The organism is Nocardioides sp. REDSEA-S30_B4, assembly GCF_001627265.1.
Taxonomy (GTDB): domain Bacteria; phylum Actinomycetota; class Actinomycetes; order Propionibacteriales; family Nocardioidaceae; genus Nocardioides.
This window is the reverse complement of the sequence record NZ_LUPI01000101.1, coordinates 1-13,482: the sequence shown is the minus strand read 5'-3', so window position 1 is coordinate 13,482 and position 13,482 is coordinate 1. Positions and strand designations below refer to the sequence as shown.

Here is a 13,482-nt window from a genome sequence, read left to right as displayed (position 1 = left end):
GCGCCTGTGGTCGTCCCGGGTCGGCCTCCCGGCCGGGTGCGAGGATGCCCCCGTGCTCGACCTGCTGCCCTCCGCCCTCCCCGCCACCGTCACCGCCACGCCGGCCCGCCTGCTGCGCCGCCTGCGCGGCGCTCCCTCACCCGTGGCGGGCCGCACGGTCCTGGTGACGGGGGCCTCCTCGGGGATCGGCGAGCACACGGCGTACGCCGCCGCGCGGGCCGGTGCGAAGGTCCTGCTCGTCGCGCGCCGCGCCGAGGAGCTGGACCGGGTCGCGGAGCAGGTGCGGGCGCTGGGTGGGCAGGCAGCGACGTACTCCTGCGACCTGACCGACGGCGAGGCCGTCGACGCGCTGGTGGTCCGGGTGCTGGCCGAGCACGGCGCGGTCGACCACCTGGTCAACAACGCCGGTCGGTCGATCCGCCGCTCGCTGTCCGAGAGCGCCGACCGCTTCCACGACGTGGAGCGGACGATGGCGATCAACTACTTCGGCCCAGTGCGGCTCACGATGGGGCTGCTGCCCGCCATGCGCGCGCAGGGCTTCGGGCACGTCGTCAACGTCGTGTCGTGGGGCGTGCAGATCAAGGCCCCCAAGTTCTCGGCCTACCTCGCCTCCAAGTCCGCGATCGACACCTGGGGCCGGATCCTGGCCCGCGAGGCGCGCTCGGACGGCGTGCACGTGACCAACATGCGCTTCGGGCTCGTGAAGACGCCGATGATCGCGCCCACCAAGGAGTACGAGAACCAGCGCGCGATGACCGCCGAGCAGGCCGGCCAGCAGGTGCTGCGGATCATGGAGGACCTGCCGCCCGCATGGGGACACCCGGTCGGGTACGTCGGCGAGGCGATGGGGCTGCTGGCGCCGAGGCTCACCGACGCGGTGATGCATCGGCTGCACCAGCGCATCCCCGACGCCCGCTGAGCCGCGGGGAGGACGCGGTCAGGAGGCCTTCTTGGCCGCCGTCTTCCTGCTGGCCGTCTTCTTGCTCGTCGACTTCTTGGCTGCGGTCTTCTTCGCTGCGGTTTTCTTGGTGGCCGCCTTCTTCGCGGGAGCCTTCTTCGTCGACTTCTTCGCCGCGGTCTTCTTGGTCGTCTTCTTCGCGGCGGCCTTCTCGGCCGGTTCCTCGGCCTCCTCGGAGGTGTCCTCGCCCCGGCCCTTCTTGGCCGCGTCGACCGAGCGCTGCAGGGCGGCGAGCAGGTCGACCACCTCGCCGGAGGTCTTGGTGGAGGTGGGGGTCCGCTCGACCTCGCCGCCCTCGATCTTGGCCTTGACCAGCGCCTCGACGGCGTCGGCGTAGTCGTCGGAGAACTCGCTGGCGTCGAAGTCGCCGGAGAGCGTCTCGACGAGCATGTTGGCCATCTTGACCTCGGCGTCCTTGACCTCGCCGACCTCGACGCTGAAGTCCGGGACACGGATCTCGTCGGGCCACATCATCGTCTGCAGCACGATCACGTCGCCGGCCTCGGTCTCGCGCACCCGCAGCACGGCCACGGTGGTGCGCTGGCGCAGGGCGACGGTCACGACGGCCATCCGGTCGGCGTCCTGCAGCGCCTGGCGCAGCAGCGCGTAGGGCTTGGCGCCGGTCTTCTCGGGCTCGAGGTAGTAGGACTTCTCGAAGAGCAGCGGGTCGATCTGGTCGCTGGGCACGAACTTCTCGACCGCGATCTCGCGCGAGGACGTGACGGGCAGCTCGGCGAGGTCGTCGTCGGTGAGGATGACCATCTCGCCGTCCTCGGTCTCGTAGCCCTTGGCGATGTCGGCGTAGGCCACCTCCTCGCCGTCCAGGGAGCAGATGCGCTGGTAGCGGATGCGGCCGCCGTCCTTGGCGTGCACCTGGCGGAAGGAGACGTCGTGGGACTCGGTCGCGGAGTAGAGCTTCACCGGGACGCTGACCAGCCCGAACGAGACCGAGCCCTTCCAAATGGCACGCATGGTGCCCAGTGTGACCCGTGGGGCGAGTGAAAGTCATCGCCCCGACGGTCACAATGCGGGGGTGCCCGTGCCCCGCCCCATGCTCGCGACCAAGACCGACGCCGTCCCCGTCGGCGCGGAGTGGTCTCACGAGGTCAAGTGGGACGGCGTGCGGATCCTGGCCGAGGTCACCGACGGGCAGGTGCGGCTGTGGAGCCGCAACGCAAACGACGTGACCGTCGCCTGGCCCGACGTGGCGCTCCCGCACGAGGCGCTCGTGCCCGGGTCGACGCGGCCGCGGGACCTACTCGTCGACGGCGAGATCATCGCGCTCAACGAGCGGGGGCTGCCGGACTTCCGGGTGCTTCAGGACCGGATGCACGTGCGCCGCGCCAGCACCGCGACCCGGCTGGCCGCCGGTCTCCCGGCCACCTACATGGTCTTCGACCTGCTCCGCGTGGACGGCGAGGACCTGACCGGGCTCCCGCTCAGCGAGCGGCGCGCGCGCCTGGCAGCCCTCGACCTCGCGCCCTGGCAGGTCCCCGAGCCGTACGACGACGGGCAGATGCTCCTGGAGGCCACCCGCGCCCAGGGGCTGGAGGGCGTCGTGAGCAAGCGGCTGTCCTCGCGCTACACCTTCGACGCCCGCTCGCCGCACTGGCGCAAGCTGGCGCACCGCCACCGTCGCTCCTACGTCGTGGGTGGCTGGCGTCCCCAGGAGGGCACCTCGGACCGGCTGGCCTCGCTGCTCGTGGGGGAGCCCACCGCCGACGGGCTGGTCTACCGCGGCCGGGTCGGCAGCGGCATCGGTGGCAAGGTGTCACGCATGCTCACCGAGGCGGTCGCCGGGCTGACGCGGGCGAGCAGCCCGTTCGTGGACGAGGTGCCGCGGGTCGACGCCGCCGGCACCACGTGGGTCGAGCCGGTGCTGGTCATCGACGTGGACACGCACGGGGTCGGCTACGCACGCCTGCGCCAACCGTCGTACCGGGGGGTGCGCGAGGACCTCGACCCCGCCGACCTCGAGGACCAGTCGTGAGCCCGGCCAAGCAGCCCAGGGAGGAGGTGCACGTCGACGTCGAGGGCCGGACGCTGCGGCTGAGCAACCTCGACAAGGTGCTCTACCCGCGCACGGGCACGACCAAGGGCGAGGTGCTGCACTACTACGCGCAGGTGGCGCCCACCCTGCTGCCGCACCTGGCCGACCGCGCGGTGACGCGCATCCGCTGGCCGCACGGCGTGGCGGAGGGCAGCTTCTTCGAGAAGAACGTCCCGCAGGGGACGCCGTCGTGGGTGCGGACGGTGAGCGTCCCGACCACGGGGTCGCGCGGGGAGAGCCGGCACGGCGACCGGCTGGTGTTCCCGGTCGTCGACGACCTCGCCACGCTGACCTGGCTGGTCAACCTGGCCGCCCTGGAGCTGCACGTCCACCAGTGGCGCGTGGGCCGCAACGGCCGCCCCCGCAACGCCGACCGGATCGTCATCGACCTCGACCCCGGTGAGCCCGCGACCCTGCACGAGTGCTGCCAGGTGGCGCTGATGGTGCGCGAGAAGCTGGCCGAGCGCGACCTCGACGCGCGGCCGGTGACCAGCGGGAGCAAGGGCCTGCACCTGTACGCCGACCTGCCGCGCCGGCTGCCGGGGGAGGAGTCCACGGCGCTGGCCCGCGAGGTCGCCGAGGAGCTGCAGGCCGCGCACCCGCGGCTGGTGACCGCGACGATGACCAAGGCGCGTCGCAGCGGCAAGGTGTTCCTGGACTGGTCGCAGAACGCCTCGTCGAAGACGACCATCACGCCCTACTCCCTGCGGGGACGCGACAAGCCCTTCGTGGCGACCCCCGTGTCGTGGGCCGAGGTCGAGGCCGGTGCCGAGGACCCGGTCGGGCTCGAGCAGGTGCGGATGGAGGAGGTCCTCGAGCGGGTGGCGGACCTGGGCGACCTCTTCTCCTGACCCCCTCCTGACCCTCCTCGGAGGTGTGTGGAGGGCTGTTACCCAACCGTGGAACCCGTGTGCACGCAGCGAGAACACATCGTGCCGACCCGCTCGTAGCGTGGATGACATGAAGTCGGAGAACATGAGACTCGCGGTCGTGCCGGTCGGCGCAGCCGTCCTGGGGGGCGTGCTGTGGCTCTCGGGCATCCCGCTGAGCAACGCGAACGGCTCGTCCGAGGGCGTGACCCTCGAGTCCGACGGGGCCCAGGCCTCGCTGGTGGTCTCCGACCTCGCCGCGGGCGACACCGTGACCCGCTCGATCTCGATCTCCAACCCCGGTTCCGCCCCGGCGCGACTGACGATGACCGAGACCGGCGACGCGGTCGACCACGACGCCGACGGCGTCAACCTCACCATCGAGCGCGAGGGCGTGCGTCTCTACGACGGCCGTCTGGGGGCGATGAGCGACGTCACGACCGACCAGGGATGGATCCCGGCCGGCGGCCGGGTCAGCTTCACCTTCCGCGTGTCGCTGCCCGAGGACGCCCCCTCGTTGCGGTCCGCCGAGAGCATCTCCTACGCCTGGGAGATCACCTCCTGACACCCCCCCCCGGCGGGTGTGCCGCTGGGGACGCACGAAGGTAAAGGGTCGGATGGTCCCCCGCCCGGGTCGGTCCGGTGTCCTATTGTTCGGGCCATGGAGCACCGGGTGCTGGTCGTGGAGGACGAGGAGGACATCGCCTTCCCCCTCGTGCGCACCCTGGAGCGCGAGGGCTACGACGTGGCCTGGGTCGACAGCGGCGAGAAGGCGCTGGCCGACGTCGCCGGCACCCCCACCGACGTGATGATCCTCGATCTCGGCCTGCCCGACATGGACGGCCTGGAGGTCTGCAAGATGGCCCGTGAGGGCGGGTTCGGCGGCGCGATCATGATCGTGACCGCGCGTGCCGGCGAGCTCGACCGTGTCGTCGGTCTCGACACCGGTGCCGACGACTACCTCGCCAAGCCCTTCGGCCTCGCCGAGCTGCAGGCCCGCGTCCGGGCGCTGCTGCGCCGCACCCACGGCACGCCGCGCGAGGAGACGAACGGTGACCCGGAGGGCCTGCACATCGACGTCGCCGCGCGCCGCGTCTTCGCCGGCGAGACCGAGGTCCCGTTGACGGGCAAGGAGTTCGACGTCCTCAACATCCTGGTCGCCAACCGCGACAAGGTGGTCTCCCGCGGCCGGCTGATGGCCGACGTGTGGGACGAGAACTGGTACGGCTCGACCAAGACCCTCGACGTCACCATCGGGCGCCTGCGCCAGAAGCTCGACACCGCCGGGGTCAGCGAGAAGGTCGTCGCCGTGCGCGGCGTCGGCTTCCGCCTGGAGATCCCCTCCGCCTGAGGCCCCACCCCGGCTTGCGTGGCTGAGCGCGGTCCCTGGGCCGCGCTGGACCACACGAGGCGGTCTGTCCCTCAGCGCACCACCGCGAGCACGGCGCGACCGAGCGCGTCGGCGAGCGCGCCGGGGGAGAGCGGCGTCGCGGAGATCGCGTCGTCGTCGAAGAGCGCCCGGCTCGCCCCGAGCGCGAAGAGCATCCGCCACGCCGCCTGCGCAGCGGGTACGCCGCAGTCGAACCGCAGCTGCAACCACCGCGTCACGGTGTCGGCGAGCCGGTGGGTGAACGCCGTCGAGGCCGCCTCGACCTCCTCGGACTCCACGGCGTCGACGAGGAACGCCCGCAGGCTGCCCCGGTGCCGCACGAACAGGTCCACCGCGGCCGCGGCCAGCAGCGCGACGGCCCGCTCGTCGTCGGGCTCGGTGTCGGCCTCCGCGAACGCCGTGGCGGTCTCCGCCTCGATGGTCGAGAGGGCGCGCGCCTGGGCGGCGAGCAGCAGCCCGTGGCGGTCGCCGAAGCGGTGGTAGAGGGAGCCGTTGGAGGTGCCGGCGGCACGGGCCACGGCGGCCACGGTCACCGCGGCCTGCCCGCCCTCGTCGAGCAGCGCCAGCGTCGCGGCGAGCATCCGGTCCGCGGAGGACTCCGAGCGGGTCTGCAGCGGCGTACGCATGGCAGGAGCGTAGCCACCCCCTAGCCAGAAGTGGAGCGTTTGCTCTAGTTTGGTCGTCATGGAGCTCCGAGTGCGTGGCAAGACCTTCGGCGGCGTGCCCAAGGACCACTGGCGGCAGGTCAACGACCGGCTCGACCCCGAGACCGACTACCGCGAGATCTACCGCAACGCGGTGGCCTACGAGTTCCCCTGGGACATGAACCAGGCGCTCTCGTTCGCGCTGTTCCGCACCTACGCCGTGCCCGGCATCGGGGCCCTGCTCGACGCGACGGGACAGTTCACCGGCAACTGCCAGAAGCGCTACGACGACACCGCGCTGCTGCTCGAGGTGCCGGCCGAGAAGGGCTTCGACGACCCCGACGCACGCGCGGCGATCCGGCGGATCAACCAGATGCACCGCGCCTACGACATCCCCGTCCACGAGATGCTCTACGTGCTCTCGACCTTCGTGGTGGTGCCCAAGCGCTGGCTCGACGTCTACGGCAAGCGGCCGTTCACCGACCACGAGCTGGTCGCCTCGGTGAACTACTACCGCGCGCTGGGCCGGCACATGAACATTCCCGACATCCCCGAGACCTACCTCGGCTTCTCGCAGGTGATGGACGACTACGAGCGCGAGCACTTCGCCTACGACGAGGGCGGCCGCCGCGTCGCCGACTCGACGCTCGCCCTGATGCTCACCTGGTACCCCAAGCTCGCCGGTCCCGCCGTGGAGATGTTCTCCCGTGCGCTGATGGACCAGCCGCTGCGCGATGCCCTCGGCTACGACGCCCCGCCCCCGACGCTGGAGACGCTCTCGCGGACCGCGCTGCGGATGCGCGGGAAGCTGCTGCGCGCCTTCCCGGCCCGGATGACCGAGCAGACGGTCATGGACCTGCCGTGGGTGCGCTCCTACCCCGACGGCTTCCGGATCGCCGAGAGGTCGCTGGCGCACGGCCGAGAGGTCGCTGGCGCACGGCCGAGAGGTCGCTGGCGCACGGCCGAGAGGTCGCTCGCGCCACGGATCTCCCTCGTCGAAGACCTGCGCTTGCTTCCCCAGCAGCCGGCTGCTCGTGGTCAGCCCTGCGCCAGCAGCTCTCGGACCCGCGGGACCACCTCGGTGCCGTAGAGCCGGATCGACTCGAGTCGCTGCTCGTGGGGCAGCGAGCCGACGGCGTACTTCATCTGGAAGCGGGAGAGGCCGAGCGAGCGCACCGCCCAGGCGATCTTCTGCGCGACGGTCTCGGGTGAGCCGACGAAGATCGAGCCCTCGGGCGAGGCGCCCTGGTCGAAGGTGGTCTGCGAGTAGGGGCCCCAGCCGCGCTCGCGGCCGATCCTGCCGAACGCCTCGGCCTGGTGGGGGAACATCTGCTCGCGCGCGAGCTCGTCGGTGGCCGCGACGTGGCCGGGGGAGTGCATGCCGATGGGGAGCTCGGGGCGGCCGTACTCGGCCAGCGCACGGCGGTAGAGGTCGGCGAACTGCACGAACGCCGCCGGCGAGCCGCCGATGACGGCCAGCACGAGGGGGAAGCCGTACGCCGCCGCGCGGATCACCGACTGCGGGGTGCCGCCGACCGCGATCCAGGCGGGCAGTCCGGCCTCGGTGCGGGGGAAGACCTGCTGCTCCTCCAGGGGCGGGCGGACGCTGCCGCGCCAGGTGAGCGGCTGCTCCTGCTGCAGGTGGGCGAAGAGGTCGAGCTTCTCATGGAAGAGCACCTCGTAGTCGGACAGGTCGAGACCGAACAGCGGGAAGGACTCGGTGAACGAGCCGCGCCCGAGCTGCACCTCGGCGCGGCCGCGGCTGATCGCGGCCAGGGTGGAGAAGCGCTGGAAGACCCGGATCGGGTCGTCGGAGGACAGCACCGTCACGCCGGTCCCGAGGCGGATGCGCTCGGTCTGCCCGGCGATGGCCGACAGCACCACGTCGGGCGCGCTGATCGCGTAGTCCTCGCGGTGGTGCTCGCCCAGGCCGAGGTAGTCGACGCCGACCTGGTCGGCCAGCACGCCCTCGGCGACGACCTCGCGGATCGCCTCGGCCTGCGGGCGGGGTGTGCCGTCAGGTTCGGTGCCGGTGTCGCCGAAGGTGTCCAGCCCGAAGGTGGGTCGCTCCGGGGTGCCGAGGACGGCGGGGTCGAAGACGGGCTCGGTCGGGGTCGGAGGCGTGGTCGTCACATCTTCAACTTTACCGGTGGGGGCCACCCGCCCGGACGTGAGTCGTGGCGCGCGCCATCGGGGGCGGCCACCGCGCCGCGGGCGTCGCAGGTGTGGGTTGGGCGACCGTCCGGCTCCCCGTGGTCGTACTGTCCTCGCGTGAGGAGTCTGCGCTGGGTGGCGCTCGGCATGGTGCTGGTGGTCCTGGACTTCCGGATCGACGCGCTCGACCTGCTGCCGGACCCGCTGGGGTACGCCGCGATGACGTTCGGTCTGGTGCCGCTGACGTCGCGGCACCGCGGGTTCCTGATCGCTGCCGTGGCCGCGGCGGCGGGAGTGCTCGCCTCGCTGCCCGACGTGACCGATCCGACCTTCGCCGAGTCGTGGTGGGCCGCGATCACCGGCGTGCTGCAGACGCTGGTGGTGGTGCCGACGTGCGTGGCCGTCGCGGCGCTGCTGCCTGCGGAGGCGGGGCTGGCCCGGGCGGTCTGGGTCGGCGACCTGATGGTGCTGGGCGTCTCCCTCCTCGCCGAGCCGGTTCTCGGGCCGCTGCGCGGCGGTGCGGCCGACGACCTGCTCGCCCCACTCGTGCTCGTGCTGGTCGGCTTCGCCCTGCTGGTGGTGGCCGGCTTCGTGTGGTTGCTGGTGCGCGCCGCGCGGTCGCCGCTGCCGCAGCGCTGAACGACCGAGCGCGGCGGCGTGAGTCTCAGGCGGGTGAGCCGATGCTGGTGAGGACGACCATCGCCAGCAGCACGAGGAAGGACAGGACGAGCAGCCAGGCGGCGGCGCGAGACTGACGTCGCGCCTGGCGGGCGGTGGTGTGGGGCATGTCGGGGGACCCCTTTCTGAGCCGAGCCTGGGTCAAGGCTCGGGTACTGCCGGGGGTATGCCAAGCGTTTGTGCCGTGTCCGAACGATCCCGAACAGACTCGACGCCGCCGCGACCCGTGGGACGGGTGGGGTGGCTGAGTTATCCACAGATTCCGGCCGGTTGAGGTCGCCGGGACCTGGGTATGCGTCTGCGCACCTACCCTCGACGGGCCATCACTCTTTCATCTCGGGACGGAGCGGCCATGGCGATGAGCCCTGCCTCGGCGTACGCCGACACCCGTGCGCCCCACCTCGGCGCACGCGGAGGGACGAGCGCGCACAGCAGCCACGACGCGCTCGTCGACGGCCTCGACGCGACCCTGCGTGAGCTGGTCCGCCGCGAGGGGGTCGACCCCCAGCGCGACGCCGACGTGGTGCGTCGCCTCGCCGAGGGCGTCGTACGCCGCCACGACGACCACTCCCTGACCGGCGCCGTCGCCCCGTTGGCCGACCCCGACGCGGTCGTGGGCGAGCTGCTGGCCAGGGTCAGCGGCTTCGGGCCCCTGCAGCCGCTGCTCGACGACCCGACGGTCGAGGAGATCTGGATCAACGATCCCACCCGGGTCTTCGTGGCTCGCCGTGGTCGGCACGAGCTGACCAACCTGATGCTGACCCGGCCCCAGGTCGACGAGCTCGTCGAGCGGATGCTGAAGTCGTCGGGCCGCCGCATCGATCTCTCGCGCCCCTTCGTCGACGCGATGCTGCCCGAGGGCCACCGTCTGCACGTCGTGCTCGAGGGGATCTCCCGCGGCTTCTCGGCGGTCAACATCCGCAAGTTCGTGCTGCGTGCGGCCCGCCTGTCAGACCTCGTCGAGCTGGGCAGCCTCACCTCGCAGGCGGCGGCCTTCCTGGAGGGTTCGGTGCGTGCGGGCCTGAACATCCTGGTCACCGGCGGGACGCAGGCGGGCAAGACCACGATGCTGAACTGCCTGGCCGCCGCGGTCCCCGGCGGTGAGCGCGTGATCTCCGCCGAGGAGGTCTACGAGCTGCGCTTCCCCCATCCCGACCACGTGGCCCTCCAGACCCGACAGGCCGGCCTCGAGGGCACCGGAGAGATCCGGCTGCGCGACCTGGTCAAGGAGAGCCTGCGCATGCGCCCGTCACGGATCATCGTGGGCGAGGTGCGGTCGGAGGAGTGCCTGGACCTGGTGCTCGCCCTCAACTCCGGCTTGCCCGGCATGTGCACCCTGCACGCGAACTCGGCCCGCGAGGCCCTGGTCAAGATGTGCACCCTCCCGCTCCTGGCGGGTGAGAACATCTCCGACCGGTTCGTGGTGCCCACCGTCGCGACCTCGGTGGACCTCGTGGTCCACCTCGGGCTCGACCCCCGTGGCCGACGCCGGGTCGAGGAGGTCGTGGCCGTCCCCGGTCGCGTCGAGAACGGCGTCATCGAGTGCGAGCCGGTCTTCGTGCGCCGCGACGGGGAGCTGCGCCGCGCGCACGGCACGCCACCCCGCCCCGAACGCTTCGAGCGGGTCGGCCTCGACCTGCGTCGGCTGCTGGGGGAGGGCTGATGGGCGCCCTCGTCGGGCTCGGCGTCGGCATCGGGCTGCTGCTGATCTGGTCGGCCTTCGCCGTCCCGCGCACCGCTCGACCCACCCGTGAGGGGCCGGGTCGGCTCGACCGGACGCTCGCCGCCGCCGGCATCACCAGCGTCACCCCGACCTCCCTGGTCGCCCTCTGCGCCTCCAGTGCCGTGCTCGCCGCGCTCGTGGTCCAGGTCGCCTCCGGCACCCCGACGGTGGCGCTGGCGTTCGGGGTGATCGCGGGCTACCTCCCGCTCGCGGTCGTCCGCGGCCGTGCCGTACGCCGACAGCGCGAGCTGGCCGAGGTCTGGCCCGACGCGGTCGACAACCTCGCCTCCGCCGTACGCGCAGGCATGTCGTTGCCCGACGCCGTGGCCGGGCTCGGTGTCCGGGGCCCGGAGCCGCTCCGCGACGCCTTCACCGCCTTCGGTCTGGACTACCAGGTCAGCGGCCGCTTCGGCGACTGCCTGGACCGGCTGAAGGCACGGCTCGCCGACCCCGTCGGGGATCGCGTGTGCGAGAGCCTGAGGGTCGCCCGCGACGTCGGCGGGGGAGACCTCGGGCGGCTGCTGCGCAACCTGTCGGGCTACCTCCGCGATGACGCCCGCACCCGCTCCGAGCTCGAGGCCCGCCAAGCGTGGACCGTCAACGGCGCCCGCCTCGCGGTCGCGGCCCCGTGGGTCGTCCTGCTGCTGATGTCGTTCCAGACCGAGGTGATCCGGCGCTACGCATCGGGTGCCGGGGTGGTCGTGCTCGCGGTGGGTGCCGGTCTGTGCCTGGTCGCCTACCGGCTGATGATGCGCATCGGTCGACTGCCCGTGGAGCGGAGGATCCTGTCGTGACCGCGGCCCTGTGGGGAGCGGTCCTCGGCGGCACGCTGGGTGCCGGACTCCTGCTGGTGATCGCCCGGTTGCGGGTGATGGGTCGCGCGCAGCTCTCGGACCGGGTGCTGCCCTACGTCCGCGACCTGCCCCAGGTGTCTCCGACCGCGAGCCCGAGCAGGCAACCCGCACCTCCACTCGTCGGCGCGGCCGTGGCCGTCTACGGGCCGGTCCTGCGGGCGCTGGCCGACGGCGTCGAGCGGGTGCTGGGCGGGGCGACCTCCGTCCGGCGCCGGCTCGAGCGGGCCGGCCTCGACCTCACCGTCCACGACGTCCGCGTCCAGCAGGTGGTGTGGGGCCTGGTCGGCTTCGGCGTCACGGCGGCGTGGGGGCTGCTGCGCACCCTCGGCGGTGGCGGCAACGTCGTGGGACACCTGCTCGTCAGCGGGGTGGCGTTCACCGCGGGCGTCCTGGCCCGCGACACCTGGCTGACCTCCCAGGTCCGGGCACGCGAGCGCCGCATCCTCGCGGAGTTCCCGACCGTCGCCGAGCTGCTCGCCCTGTCGGTCGCGGCCGGTGAGAGCCCCGTCGGAGCGCTGGACCGCGTGGTCCAGCGGTGCCGCGGGGAGCTCAGCCGCGACCTGGCCCGGGTGCTCGCCGAGATCCGCACCGGCGAGCCCGTCGGCGTCGCGTTCGACCGGCTGGCCGCGACCACGGGTGTCCCCGTCGTCGCCCGGTTCGCGCAGGGCGTGGCCGTCGCCGTCGAGCGGGGTACGCCGCTGGCCGACGTCCTCCACGCCCAGGCGGCAGACGTCCGCGAAGCAGGACGACGCGACCTCATCGAGCGAGCCGCTCGCAAGGAGGTCGTGATGATGATCCCGGTGGTCTTCCTGGTGCTCCCGGTGACCGTGCTCTTCGCCTTCTGGCCAGGCGTCGTCGGCCTCAGCCTCTCGGCCCCCTGAGCCCCACCTCTCCAGCCCCACCCCTCTCGGGAAAGGAACCACCATGACCACCCTCCACCTGCTGGCACTGACGCTGGTCGGAGCGCTGCCGGCGCGCACCCGCGACGACCGGGGCGACGTGCCCGGCTGGGTCCTCGTCACCGTGATGTCCGCCGGCATCGTCGGTGTGCTGACGATCGTGGCCCAGGACGAGCTCTCCTCGCTGCTGCGTCGGGCGCTGCGCCAGGTCCAGTAGTGGGGCACCGGGGCCGAGCCCTCCGACCGCGCGCCGCTCGAGGCGCGGCGGTCGTCGACTTCGTGCTGGTTGTGGTGGTGCTCGTGCCGCTGGTGCTCGGGGTGCTCCAGGTCTCGCTGGTCCTGCTCCCGCGACCAGATCGCCGGCGCGCTGGCCGCCCGGTTCGCCGAGGACGTCACCGCCCGCGTGGTGTCGGTGGACGGCACGCCCACCGTCGTGGTGACGGTCCGGGCGAGCGTGCCCGCGCTGGGCCTGGGCGGCCCGGGGGTGGACCTCGAGGTCGACGGGCACGCGGTGCAGGAGCTCCAGCCGTGACCGTGACGCCGGCTCGTGTGGCCCCCTCTCGTGTGGCGGAGCGCGCGCCATGGCCCGCGCTGAGCCACACGAGGCGGGGCCACCACAGGCGCGATGAGGAGGGCAGCGCGCTGGTCGAGGTGGTGTGGCTGGGGGTGCTGCTCCTGCTCCCGATGCTCTGGATCGTGCTCAGCGTCTTCGAGGTGCAGCGGGGCGCGTTCGGCGTGGAGGCAGCGGCCCGGTCCGCCGCGCGGGCCTACGTGCTCGCCGGCGACGACGCCACCGGCCGGCAACGAGCAGAGGCGGCGGCGCGCCAGGCGCTCACCGATCAGGGGCTGGAGGAGGCGCCGCTGGAGATCCGCGTGGACTGCACCGTCCCGGCCGCCTGCCACAGCGGGACCTCGGTGGTCACCGTCGTCATCGGGACCCGGGTCGACCTGCCGTTCCTGCCAGACCTGCTCGGGGCGGGGGAGCCGAGCTTCGCCCTCGACGCCGCCCACAGCGTGCCGGTGGGGCGCTACCAGGAGGTGAGCGTCCCGTGAACCATCGACCGACCCGGGCACGCGGGCGGGGCCAGCGCGGCTCGGTGACACCGCTGATCGTCGGCTTCGCCACCGTCCTGGCGCTCGGCATCGCGCTGGTCACCGACGCGACCGCGGCCTACCTGCAGCGCTCGGGTCTCAGCACGCTCGCCGACGGTGCCGCGCTGTCCGGCGCCGACGCCGGCGCCACCGGTCGCAGCACCTACACCG

General features: G+C 72.7%; 18 protein-coding genes. 14 read left to right on the top strand and 4 right to left on the bottom strand.

Going from position 1 to position 13,482, the window contains the following annotated elements:
• Positions 1–52 precede the first annotated feature (52 nt).
• Positions 53–919, top strand: a complete 867-nt coding sequence (locus tag A6R01_RS17290) for an SDR family NAD(P)-dependent oxidoreductase (protein WP_292608579.1) — start codon at positions 53–55, stop codon at positions 917–919.
• A gap of 18 nt (positions 920–937) precedes the next feature.
• On the opposite strand, the gene A6R01_RS17285 is transcribed toward A6R01_RS17290, so the two are convergent.
• Positions 938–1,930, bottom strand: a complete 993-nt coding sequence (locus A6R01_RS17285; protein ID WP_292608576.1) for a Ku protein — start codon at positions 1,928–1,930, stop codon at positions 938–940.
• A gap of 61 nt (positions 1,931–1,991) precedes the next feature.
• Here A6R01_RS17285 and ligD (A6R01_RS17280) point away from each other — a divergent pair, with 61 nt between their 5' ends.
• From ligD (A6R01_RS17280) to A6R01_RS17265, 4 genes are all read left to right on the top strand, one after another.
• Positions 1,992–2,948: a non-homologous end-joining DNA ligase gene (gene ligD, locus A6R01_RS17280; protein WP_292608574.1), complete on the top strand. Its 957-nt coding sequence runs from the start codon at positions 1,992–1,994 to the stop codon at positions 2,946–2,948.
• Complete coding sequence (gene ligD / locus A6R01_RS17275; RefSeq protein WP_292608571.1) at positions 2,945–3,859, top strand: non-homologous end-joining DNA ligase; 915 nt, start codon at positions 2,945–2,947, stop codon at positions 3,857–3,859. The genes ligD (A6R01_RS17280) and ligD (A6R01_RS17275) overlap by 4 nt, the downstream gene beginning before the upstream one ends.
• 109 nt (positions 3,860–3,968) lie before the next feature.
• Positions 3,969–4,442: a hypothetical protein gene (locus tag A6R01_RS17270; protein ID WP_292608569.1), complete on the top strand. Its 474-nt coding sequence runs from the start codon at positions 3,969–3,971 to the stop codon at positions 4,440–4,442.
• A gap of 96 nt (positions 4,443–4,538) precedes the next feature.
• Positions 4,539–5,228 carry a response regulator transcription factor gene (locus tag A6R01_RS17265; protein ID WP_292608566.1) on the top strand — a complete coding sequence of 230 codons (690 nt, stop codon included), beginning with the start codon at positions 4,539–4,541 and terminating at the stop codon, positions 5,226–5,228.
• Positions 5,229–5,299: 71 nt separating this feature from the next.
• On the opposite strand, the gene A6R01_RS17260 is transcribed toward A6R01_RS17265, so the two are convergent.
• Complete coding sequence (locus tag A6R01_RS17260) at positions 5,300–5,893, bottom strand: TetR family transcriptional regulator (RefSeq protein WP_292608563.1); 594 nt, start codon at positions 5,891–5,893, stop codon at positions 5,300–5,302.
• Positions 5,894–5,951: 58 nt separating this feature from the next.
• On the opposite strand from A6R01_RS17260, the gene A6R01_RS17255 reads away from it, so the two are divergent.
• Entirely contained in the window at positions 5,952–7,001 is a 1,050-nt protein-coding gene (locus A6R01_RS17255; protein ID WP_292608560.1) for an oxygenase MpaB family protein, read from the top strand.
• Here the strand turns inward: A6R01_RS17255 and A6R01_RS17250 are convergent.
• Complete coding sequence (locus tag A6R01_RS17250) at positions 6,950–8,044, bottom strand: LLM class flavin-dependent oxidoreductase (protein ID WP_292608557.1); 1,095 nt, start codon at positions 8,042–8,044, stop codon at positions 6,950–6,952. The genes A6R01_RS17255 and A6R01_RS17250 overlap by 52 nt on opposite strands.
• A gap of 138 nt (positions 8,045–8,182) precedes the next feature.
• On the opposite strand from A6R01_RS17250, the gene A6R01_RS17245 reads away from it, so the two are divergent.
• Complete coding sequence (locus tag A6R01_RS17245) at positions 8,183–8,704, top strand: hypothetical protein (RefSeq protein WP_292608554.1); 522 nt, start codon at positions 8,183–8,185, stop codon at positions 8,702–8,704.
• Between the two features lie 25 nt (positions 8,705–8,729).
• Here A6R01_RS17245 and A6R01_RS17240 read toward each other — a convergent pair whose 3' ends face one another.
• Positions 8,730–8,852 carry a hypothetical protein gene (locus A6R01_RS17240; protein WP_292608551.1) on the bottom strand — a complete coding sequence of 41 codons (123 nt, stop codon included), beginning with the start codon at positions 8,850–8,852 and terminating at the stop codon, positions 8,730–8,732.
• A 243-nt stretch (positions 8,853–9,095) separates the two neighbouring features.
• Here A6R01_RS17240 and A6R01_RS17235 point away from each other — a divergent pair, with 243 nt between their 5' ends.
• The 7 genes from A6R01_RS17235 to A6R01_RS17205 all read left to right on the top strand — a co-directional run.
• Positions 9,096–10,406 (top strand): ATPase, T2SS/T4P/T4SS family, encoded by a 1,311-nt coding sequence (locus A6R01_RS17235; protein WP_292608548.1) that lies wholly within the window; start codon positions 9,096–9,098, stop codon positions 10,404–10,406.
• The gene (locus tag A6R01_RS17230) at positions 10,406–11,260 is read left to right on the top strand and encodes a type II secretion system F family protein (protein ID WP_292608545.1); all 855 of its coding nucleotides are present in this window, start codon (positions 10,406–10,408) and stop codon (positions 11,258–11,260) included. Before A6R01_RS17235 ends, A6R01_RS17230 begins: the two co-directional genes overlap by 1 nt.
• Positions 11,257–12,201: a type II secretion system F family protein gene (locus tag A6R01_RS17225; protein WP_292608543.1), complete on the top strand. Its 945-nt coding sequence runs from the start codon at positions 11,257–11,259 to the stop codon at positions 12,199–12,201. The genes A6R01_RS17230 and A6R01_RS17225 overlap by 4 nt, the downstream gene beginning before the upstream one ends.
• Positions 12,202–12,244: 43 nt before the next feature.
• Positions 12,245–12,436, top strand: a complete 192-nt coding sequence (locus A6R01_RS17220) for a hypothetical protein (RefSeq protein ID WP_292608540.1) — start codon at positions 12,245–12,247, stop codon at positions 12,434–12,436.
• Between the two features lie 69 nt (positions 12,437–12,505).
• On the top strand, positions 12,506–12,751 hold the full coding sequence (locus tag A6R01_RS17215) for a hypothetical protein (RefSeq protein ID WP_292608537.1): 246 nt from the start codon (positions 12,506–12,508) through the stop codon (positions 12,749–12,751).
• Between the two features lie 134 nt (positions 12,752–12,885).
• On the top strand, positions 12,886–13,272 hold the full coding sequence (locus A6R01_RS17210; RefSeq protein ID WP_292608533.1) for a hypothetical protein: 387 nt from the start codon (positions 12,886–12,888) through the stop codon (positions 13,270–13,272).
• A partial coding sequence (locus A6R01_RS17205) for a pilus assembly protein TadG-related protein (RefSeq protein WP_292608531.1) occupies positions 13,269–13,482 on the top strand: 214 nt, incomplete at its 3' end. The genes A6R01_RS17210 and A6R01_RS17205, both read left to right, overlap by 4 nt.

Coding starts and splice junctions, on each gene's coding strand:
- A6R01_RS17285 (WP_292608576.1), bottom strand. CDS start 1,930: ATGCGTGCCATTTGGAAGGGCTCGGTCTCGTTCGGGCTGGTCAGCGTC.
- A6R01_RS17270 (WP_292608569.1), top strand. CDS start 3,969: ATGAAGTCGGAGAACATGAGACTCGCGGTCGTGCCGGTCGGCGCAGCC.
- A6R01_RS17265 (WP_292608566.1), top strand. CDS start 4,539: ATGGAGCACCGGGTGCTGGTCGTGGAGGACGAGGAGGACATCGCCTTC.
- A6R01_RS17260 (WP_292608563.1), bottom strand. CDS start 5,893: ATGCGTACGCCGCTGCAGACCCGCTCGGAGTCCTCCGCGGACCGGATG.
- A6R01_RS17255 (WP_292608560.1), top strand. CDS start 5,952: ATGGAGCTCCGAGTGCGTGGCAAGACCTTCGGCGGCGTGCCCAAGGAC.
- A6R01_RS17240 (WP_292608551.1), bottom strand. CDS start 8,852: ATGCCCCACACCACCGCCCGCCAGGCGCGACGTCAGTCTCGCGCCGCC.
- A6R01_RS17235 (WP_292608548.1), top strand. CDS start 9,096: ATGGCGATGAGCCCTGCCTCGGCGTACGCCGACACCCGTGCGCCCCAC.
- A6R01_RS17230 (WP_292608545.1), top strand. CDS start 10,406: ATGGGCGCCCTCGTCGGGCTCGGCGTCGGCATCGGGCTGCTGCTGATC.
- A6R01_RS17220 (WP_292608540.1), top strand. CDS start 12,245: ATGACCACCCTCCACCTGCTGGCACTGACGCTGGTCGGAGCGCTGCCG.